Origin of the sequence: Nostoc sp. (genome assembly GCF_036917435.1) — a bacterium.
GTDB lineage: Bacteria > Cyanobacteriota > Cyanobacteriia > Cyanobacteriales > Nostocaceae > Nostoc.
The window spans coordinates 1-8,698 of sequence record NZ_JBALDM010000044.1 but is presented as its reverse complement, the minus strand read 5'-3'; the positions used below and the strand labels follow the sequence as shown (position 1 = coordinate 8,698).

9 protein-coding genes are annotated in these 8,698 nt (G+C 42.2%); 4 read left to right on the top strand and 5 right to left on the bottom strand.

Annotated elements, in window-relative coordinates; genetic code table 11:
- Positions 1–117: 117 nt before the first annotated feature.
- The 3 genes from V7K98_RS21770 to psbB all read right to left on the bottom strand — a co-directional run bounded on the left by V7K98_RS21770 (position 118) and on the right by psbB (position 3,290).
- Complete coding sequence (locus V7K98_RS21770; protein WP_335025581.1) at positions 118–1,245, bottom strand: 30S ribosomal protein S1; 1,128 nt, start codon at positions 1,243–1,245, stop codon at positions 118–120.
- Between the two features lie 298 nt (positions 1,246–1,543).
- On the bottom strand, positions 1,544–1,651 hold the full coding sequence (locus V7K98_RS21765) for a photosystem II reaction center protein T (protein WP_012409025.1): 108 nt from the start codon (positions 1,649–1,651) through the stop codon (positions 1,544–1,546).
- 109 nt (positions 1,652–1,760) lie between these two features.
- Positions 1,761–3,290 carry a photosystem II chlorophyll-binding protein CP47 gene (psbB, locus tag V7K98_RS21760; protein ID WP_335025580.1) on the bottom strand — a complete coding sequence of 510 codons (1,530 nt, stop codon included), beginning with the start codon at positions 3,288–3,290 and terminating at the stop codon, positions 1,761–1,763.
- A gap of 419 nt (positions 3,291–3,709) precedes the next feature.
- Between psbB and V7K98_RS21755 the strand changes: the two genes are divergently transcribed.
- On the top strand, positions 3,710–3,838 hold the full coding sequence (locus V7K98_RS21755; protein ID WP_335025578.1) for a hypothetical protein: 129 nt from the start codon (positions 3,710–3,712) through the stop codon (positions 3,836–3,838).
- On the opposite strand, the gene V7K98_RS21750 is transcribed toward V7K98_RS21755, so the two are convergent.
- Positions 3,832–4,158, bottom strand: coding sequence for a hypothetical protein (locus V7K98_RS21750; protein ID WP_335025576.1), 327 nt, complete (start codon positions 4,156–4,158; stop codon positions 3,832–3,834). The two genes, V7K98_RS21755 and V7K98_RS21750, sit on opposite strands and share 7 nt — an antisense overlap.
- A gap of 624 nt (positions 4,159–4,782) precedes the next feature.
- Here V7K98_RS21750 and V7K98_RS21745 point away from each other — a divergent pair.
- Both V7K98_RS21745 and V7K98_RS21740 read left to right on the top strand, forming a co-directional pair.
- Positions 4,783–6,435 (top strand): ABC transporter substrate-binding protein, encoded by a 1,653-nt coding sequence (locus tag V7K98_RS21745; protein ID WP_335025574.1) that lies wholly within the window; start codon positions 4,783–4,785, stop codon positions 6,433–6,435.
- Between the two features lie 271 nt (positions 6,436–6,706).
- On the top strand, positions 6,707–7,732 hold the full coding sequence (locus V7K98_RS21740; RefSeq protein ID WP_335025572.1) for an ABC transporter permease: 1,026 nt from the start codon (positions 6,707–6,709) through the stop codon (positions 7,730–7,732).
- Positions 7,733–7,748: 16 nt separating this feature from the next.
- On the opposite strand, the gene V7K98_RS21735 is transcribed toward V7K98_RS21740, so the two are convergent.
- Complete coding sequence (locus tag V7K98_RS21735; RefSeq protein WP_335025569.1) at positions 7,749–8,354, bottom strand: hypothetical protein; 606 nt, start codon at positions 8,352–8,354, stop codon at positions 7,749–7,751.
- Positions 8,355–8,515: 161 nt separating this feature from the next.
- Between V7K98_RS21735 and V7K98_RS21730 the strand changes: the two genes are divergently transcribed.
- Positions 8,516–8,698: hypothetical protein (locus tag V7K98_RS21730; RefSeq protein ID WP_335025567.1), on the top strand; the 183-nt coding region annotated here is incomplete at its 3' end.

Here is an 8,698-nt window from a genome sequence, read left to right as displayed (position 1 = left end):
GACTAATATCGGTCGGAGTTGGTTTCGTCGCCGTCCGCTCACAATCCCCACCCTATGAGTACATTGAGGGTGGGGACTTCCGCGACTCGTTAAAAACAAGTAAAACTATAAAATCTATTATTCTTCAATAGCTGCTGGAATTTCTTCTTGAATTTCCGCAACTACTGGAGTTACTTCTTCAGTTTCCGTGGCTGCTGGAATCTCTTCTTGAATTTCTGCAACTACTGGAGTTACTTCCTCAAGTTCTGCTGCTGGTGGAACTTCTTCTTCAAGTTCTGCTGCTGGTGGAATATCTTCTTCTGCTACAGCATCCGCAGGTGCTGCTGCTGCTGCTGCTGCACCTTGTTGTTTGGCTAGCAGTTGTTCACGATACTTAGCAGCCATTTCTTCTGCTTTATCGTAAACTAAATCCCGGTTTTTAATCATGTCGCCGGGTTCGGGTTCTAGCTGCTTGGTAGATAGAGAAATCCGACCCCTTTCTGCATCCAAGTCAATGATCATAACTTTCACTTCATCATTGACATTGAACACACTGTGAGGTGTATCAATATGTTCGTGGGAAATCTCAGAAATGTGTAGTAGACCACTGACACCACCGATGTCGATGAAAGCACCGTAGGGTTTGATACCACGAACAGTACCAATTACTACTTCGCCGACTTCTAGGCGGTTCATCTTCCGTTCAACCAGCGCCCGACGATGAGATAGAACTAAGCGGTTACGTTCTTCGTCAACCTCTAGGAATTTTAATGGTAAATCTTCGCCTACCAATTCTTCTTTAGGTTTGCGAGTACTGATATGAGAACCAGGGATAAAGCCACGTAATCCTTCAATCCGTACCAATGCACCACCGCGATTAGTTGCAAACACGCCAGAACGAACAGTGGCATCTTCTGCTTGCAGCTGTCGCACGCGCTCCCAAGCCCGCATATATTCAATACGGCGAATGGAAAGAGTTAATTGCCCATCTTCGTTTTCATCGGTAAGGATGAAAAATTCGCGCGTTTCGTTTGACTGTAAGACTTCTTCCGGGCTATCCACCCGGTTAATAGACATTTCTTGTATAGGAATATATGCTGCGGTTTTAGCACCAATGTCAATCAGAGCGCCGCGCGGCTCTATACTGAAAACTGTTCCTGGCACAACATCACCAGGGCTAAAATGATAATCGTATTTGTCAAGTAGAGCAGCGAAATCTTCGTGAGTGAATCCAATTTCTGTAGCGGTTAAATTCTGATTGACCATGCTTATTTGTTCCTGGTTCTAGTCTCCGTAAAGGTTGTGTGACAGGCGTGATGTACTATGTAAGCAGTTCTATGGCAGTTTACACAAAACATTCTTTTTCATCTTAGCGCAGAAACGCTAGTATTAACACATATCTACTCCAAGATTGGAAATTATATCACAATATAAAAATGATTGGTTACTTACTTAGTAGTTAAAACCAACAAAAGGCAAACACAATAATATCCGTTGCCACCACATTTAGTAGCAACGGATACTAACTTCTTTAAATCGGCTTAAAGGTTTGGTAATTTAGGATCTACTTATCTTTTGGTTTCTCAAAGCGAGGGGGTTCCCGAAATGCGATCGCAAAAAAGATAGTACCTATACACAGAGTAAAAATCAAGATGTAAGCAACGCTTTCCATATTATTAGTCCCGGCTATGCAGCTAGTAATTAAAGTTACAATGACTGAGCTATGAGTACTTGGTCAGAGCTTTAACTCGGAACTCAGCACTCATAACTCAGCACTGAAATTAGAGAGCTTCCTTCCGGCGGGTTGATTTGTCACCCACTTTCTGGAAAAGACCCCACTCAACTTGTTCTTCTAGATCCGCATCAACACCAGCAAATACGTCTCGGTAAATTGTCCGAGAGCCATGCCAGAGATGACCAAAGAAGAACAACAGAGCAAATACAGCGTGTCCAAAGGTAAACCAACCTCTAGGACTTGTGCGGAATACACCATCAGAGTTCAAGGTTTCCCGGTCAAATTCAAAGATTTCACCACCTTGAGCTTTACGGGCATACTTCTTCACATCAGCTGGTTCTGTAAATGTTTTACCATTCAAATTACCACCATAGAAGCTGACGTTGACACCAGATTGCTCGAAGCTATACTTAGATTCTGCCCGACGGAAGGGAATATCAGCGCGGACAATTCCATCAGCATCAGTCAAAATCACTGGGAAGGTTTCAAAGAAGTTGGGGAGACGACGCACGGTCAATTCCCGTCCTTCAGAATCTTTGAATACGGCGTGACCTTGCCAAGATTGGGCAATACCATCACCCTTCACCATCGGCCCTGTACGGAATAGACCGCCTTTAGCGGGGCTATTACCGACGTAATCATAGAAAGCCAGCTTTTCAGGAATCTGCGACCAAGCTTGGTCAAGGGTTGCACCTTGAGCAACGGTAGTTTGGACGCGGCGCTGAATTTCTTGACGGAAGTAGCCTTGATCCCATTGGTAGCGGGTAGGGCCAAACAATTCGATGGGTGTGGCGGCGTTACCGTACCACATAGTACCTGCAACAACGAAAGCAGCAAAGAAAACTGCTGCAATACTGCTAGAAAGTACTGTTTCAATGTTCCCCATCCGTAGGGCTTTGTAAAGCCGTTCGGGGGGTCTAACTGTGAGGTGGAATAAGCCTGCAATAATACCAACAACACCAGCCGCAATGTGGTGAGCCGCAATGCCACCAGGGTTATATGGGTTAAAACCATCAGGGCCCCATTCTGGTGCTACTCCCTGGGCAGCCCCAGTTATACCATAGGCATCAGTAACCCATATCCCCGGTCCAAATAGTCCGGTGACGTGAAAAGCACCAAAGCCAAAACAAAGTAGACCAGATAAGAACAGGTGAATGCCAAACATTTTTGGCAAGTCTAAGGCAGGTTCACCAGTGCGGGGATCTCTAAAGAGTTCCAAATCCCAGTAAACCCAGTGCCATACGGCAGCTAAGAATAAAAGACCAGAAAGAACAATGTGAGCCGCAGCAACGCCTTCAAATGACCAAAAGCCAGGATCGCTTGCTAGTCCACCAGTAACGCTCCAACCACCCCAAGATTCGGTAACACCCAAACGCGACATGAAGGGGAGGACGAACATCCCTTGTCGCCACATTGGGTTGAGAATTGGATCGCTAGGGTCATAAACAGCTAGTTCGTAGAGTGCCATCGAACCAGCCCAGCCTGCTACTAAGGCTGTGTGCATTAGGTGTACTGAAATCAGCCGGCCTGGATCATTCAGAACGACTGTATGTACTCGGTACCAGGGTAGTCCCATCGACTACGCTCCTCCTCGATGAGTTAGTTTACAAAGCAATTTTCTTACTGAGATTCTAAGAAACGAAATTCGCCACTCAGAAAACTCTCTCTTGTTTTTTGTTATTGCCAGAGCCATAGTACTACCACGGTTAGTCTTAAAAGTCAGACAGTGTGGGCGCTTTGGCAATGCTTACTCGCTTCGGGAGGTTTACCTTGTAGGGTAGCCACCGCCAAGCAAAAAATGAGAATGTTTTAAAAAGTGTAACTATTGATGGAATTGTTTGCAAGCGTGTAAATTGATGCGATCGCGTAGCATCACAAAGTTTTTTCGCTACCAATAACCGTCACAGATTAAATTTATCTTTAAATTGGGAATTGGGAATTGGGCATTGGGCATTGGGCATTGGGAATTAGGAGTCCTCTTATAGCAATTCTCAGTTGAGTGAGTTACAAGAACCCCTCCCCGCAAGCGAGGAGGGCTATGATGTACCTTGTATGATTAAGAAACGCTATATCTCCCCATGCCCCATGCCCCATGCCCCATGCCCAATTCCCAATTTCTACTGAACCACCAACTGGATATTTTGTAATTGACACTTTGCCTCAGCTGTGTCTAAGCGTTCGATTACCTGTTCAGCGCTCATCAGACGCTTGAGTACTACTTGACCTATGGTAGTACCGGCTGTGACTGGTATTGCCGGCTTCACCTCAACGGTTAAAATCGCTTCTTCAACTCGATAAAGCCATAGCAATTCGTTTTCTTCCACTAAACAAACATTCATTCGCTGAATATCTGGTTGTCGTCGCCATGCGGCTATTTGCCAGAGTCCATCAGATGCCCAGACTCTCGCAACTGTCCATCCCTCAGATAGAAAGAAATATTTCACGGTCTTAGTCTCACTATTAAACTTTCAATCTGCTGTTTACGATATCGTATATTATTTGTTAAATATGTATAACTAATGATAATTTAAATTCAACCTTATTTAAATTATTGTTACTCAAGTTCTAATAAAAGAAATACTTATTTATTTTCATGTAGCTCAGTACAAAAAAATGGCAAAAGTAAGCAAGATAACTTTAAAGGGGAATGATATAAGGGGAAAGAAATTTTTATATTAAATTACTATTCTCTTGACTCTAATTTTCAAATTCATGAACAGTTAATTTCAACACTTTAAATTATTCAATATTTAAAATAATGATATTTTTTCGCATTTTCTAATTATTTATATAGCGGTTCCCATTCAGATGTAGTACAACATTAATAGCGAAGTGTAAGGGCACAGCACTGCTGTGCCCTTACGGGTGTATCTCACTCAACTGAGAACCGCTATATATATTTACAAACACCCAGAGGAGACTTAGATCCCCGACTTCTTGAAGAAGTCGGGGATCTTTTTGTTCAGTATCAAAAAATGGATGAATTAGTAATTAATTGTAAAAATTTCTATAAAACTAGCGAATATATAGTATAGTTGCTGACTTCTGATTACATAAAATTTAACTGTATGACCTGGTTTTCCTTGTCCGTAAAACGGTGGGGTCGGATTACACAATTCCTATCTTTGTTCTCTCTATGTTTATTTTTAGTTGTTAGTTGCACTCCTCGTCCACAGTCAACTACGCCACCATCAGGTTCTGTGAATAGCCCTACAGGTGATGGTCGTATTACTATAGGTACAACAGCGAAGCCGAGAACCCTTGATCCGGCTGATGCTTATGAGTTAGCATCATTGGGCTTGGTGTTTAATATGAGCGATCGCCTTTACACCTACAACCCAGGAAGCACGGAAATTAAGCCCCAGTTGGCTACAGCATTACCTAAAGTTAGTCAAGATGCTTTAACTTATACCATCCCCTTGCGTCAGGGAGTGGTTTTTCACGATGGGACTCCTTTCAATGCCCAAGCAATGGCGTTTAGCATCAACCGCTTTATTCAAAATAAAGGAAAACCCTCATTTTTACTAACTGATGTAGTCGATTCGGTAAAAACTACAAGCGAGTATGAGTTAACTATTAAGTTGAAAAAGCCCTTTGCAGCGTTTCCGTCACTGCTGGCGTTTCCTGGGGTGTGTGCGGTTTCGCCAAAAGCTTACGAACTCGGTGCTGGTAAATTTAAGCCGAATATTTTTGTGGGAACTGGCCCTTACAAGTTAGCCCAGTATGGTACTGATTCAATCAGATTTGATCCGTTTGATAAATATTGGGGAGAAAAACCAGCTAACAAGGGTGTTAACCTCCAAATTCAGACGAGTCCCGTTAATTTGTTTAATGCTTTCCGTACAGGCGCTGTAGATGTGGCTTATCTGTCTCTACAGCCAGATCAAAATCGTAGCTTGGAAGAAGGTGGTAAAAAAGGGGATTGGCAAGCGATCGCAGCTGAGGGTAGTGTAGTAAGTTATCTGGTATTGAACCGAAATCAAAAGCCCTTAGATAAATTAGAGGTTAGACAAGCGATCGCGTCAATCATTGACCGTCCACTTCTAAATGAGCGGGCTTTACTTGGCCAAGCAGATCCGCTTTATAGCATGATTCCCACGACATTGAATGTTTCTTTGCCATTATTCAAAGATGCTTATGGCGATGCTAACTTTGATAAAGCTAAAAAATTGTTAGCTACTGCTGGTTTCTCCAAAGAAAATCCGGCAAAAGTCCAAATTTGGTATCCTTCTAGTTCGCCTACTCGTAGTTTGGCAGCACAGACGCTCAAATCTCTTGTTGATGCCAAAATGGATGGAATACTGCAATTTGAAGTCACCCCTGCTGAAGGGCCAGCTTTCTTTAAAGACATTACCAAAGGTTTATATCCAGGAGCTTTACTTGATTGGTATCCAGACTTTTTAGATCCAGATAATTACGTCCAGCCGTTTTTGTCTTGTGATAAAGGTTCAGTTGCTAAAGGATGCGAAGATGGAGGCAGTCAAAGTCAGGGTTCGTTCTACTATAGCGAAGCGATGAATAAACTGATCGATCAGCAACGCAAAGAACTAAACCCTGAAGTACGTCAGAAAATTTTTGCAGAAATTCAAAAGCAAGAAACTGCTGATGTACCTTACGTTCCCTTATGGCAAAGCAAAGACTATGTATTTGCCCAAAAAGGTGTAAACAGCGTACAGCTTAACCCAACCCAAATTCTGGTTTACCAAACAATTAAAAAGTAGTTAAAAAGTCAAAGTGACAAGAAATTACTCTTTAACCTCTTACCTCTGTGTTCTCTGCGCCTCTGTGGTTGATTTAATTAATTTTTAACCGCAGAGACGCAGAGAAGCCAGTGCGTTGCGGGGGTTCCCCCCGTTGTAGCAACTGGCGTAGCGCAGAGAGAATAAAGATGTTTTACAAGTCATTGATTATTGGCTCTTAATTAAATATGTTTAGTATCTAGTCAATAGATAAGATGCTTTCAAGAATTGAATTTTAAAGTTTGAATTGCTTATGTCTCGTTCTAAAGCTTTACAATATTACATAGTTTCTCGGTTGCTTCTCGCGCCACTTCAGCTATTAACAATCATCACTATTGTCTTTCTCTTACTAAGAGCAACACCAGGAGATCCCGCAGATGCAATTCTCGGTGGACGTGCGCCAGAAGCTGCTAAAGAAGAATTACGAAAACAATTAGGTTTAAACTTTCCCCTGTGGCTACAGTACCTCAATTACTTGGGAAGCATACTGCGTTTCGATTTGGGAACTTCTTTAATGAGTCGCGGACAGAATGTTTGGGACATAATTGGGCAATATTTCCCGGCGACGGTGGAGTTAGCAGTATGTAGTATGGCGGTTGCACTCATCGTCGGAATTGCGGTTGGGACTCTTTCAGCTTCTCGTCCTGGGACATATTTTGATGTTGGTGGACGCTTGTTTGGGATTATCACCTATGCACTTCCCATGTTTTGGGCGGGAATGCTTTTGCAGTTGGTTTTCTCAGTCCAACTCGGCTGGTTTCCCAATTCCAACCGCTTCCCGCCTAATCTTCCGGCTCCCACTACTGTGACTGGTTTGTATACAATTGATAGCTTACTCGGTGGAAATCTCATCCAGTTTTTTACATCTTTGCACCATCTTGCCCTACCGAGTCTCACTTTGGGAATTTTGCTGAGTGGGATTTTTGAGCGAATTGTGCGAGTGAATTTAAAGCAAACTTTGAAAGCAGATTATGTAGAAGCCGCTAGAGCCAGAGGTATTGGTGAAAATAAGATTTTAGTATCTCATGCGTTAAAGAATGCTCTAATTCCAGTAATTACAGTGTTGGGATTAACTTTTGCGTCTCTGTTAGGTGGGGCGATTTTGACAGAGGTAACATTTTCTTGGCCTGGGTTAGCTAATCGACTGTATCAAGCGATCGCCGATCGCGATTATCCCACAGTTCAGGGAGTGCTAGTCTTTTTTGGTGCGATCGTTGTCAGCGCAAGCATTTTGATTGATATTTTAAATGCTTATGTAGATCCGCGAATTCGGTATTAATCTGTTTAATATTTTGTTAATTTTCTTGAGAAATACCACTAGCTAAAATACCAAGAATTTTATTTACATCTTTGAGATAATATTCGCTTAAATCAATGCTCAATACTTGTTCTTCTAGTTTCAAGAATTGCCAAATACTGCCCGTTGTGACTGCGCCGTAAATTATTTTAATCTCAGTCGCAGCTTGCTCATTAAACATTTTAGCTGCTACCATTTCGGCTGCACACTGACCCAAACCCGCATTAATATTTTCTTTTTTTGCTTCTACAACTGTAATTACTGGTGCTGTCAAAATTAGAATTTCTGGAGATTTAGTAATAATAAAATCGCAAATACCGTTTAATCCTTTAGTATTATCAACAGTAAAATCTATCCCAGAAAATAAACTAACTTTTTCGTGCAATTGTCGACGTAAGTCAACTAAAATTGGAGCAATAATTAACTCAGAACGCGCTTTTTCACTATTACTAGCTAAAGCTATTTCCAGGTTATAATTGAGTGTTTCTACAAGTAAGTTACTCGCTGTTAATTCAGGAACGGCAGCGAAAATATCGCGTTTTTCTAATGTGGTTAAACTAAACTCTTGTTTTGCTTTAGCTAAACTAAACTGGCTGTAGTCCATAAAACTACTACTCCGTTATATCAAGCGATCGCCGATAGCGATTACAGCACTTACGGCAGCTATGAGGTACATCCTCAAAGCTGAAAGCTATGATAGCAGAGGGGCAAGAGGAAAACTGTATTGCATAATAGCCGCAAGCGCTGTATCCCACAGTTCAGGGAGTGCTAGTCTTTTTTGGTGCGATCGTTGTGAGCGCTAGCATTTTAACTGATATTTTAAATGCTTATGTAGATCCGCGAAAATGGGTACGCCGAAATAACAAATGGGTACGCCGAAATAACAAATGGGTACGCCGAAATAACAAATGGGTACGCCGAAATAACAAATGGGTACGCCGAAATAAC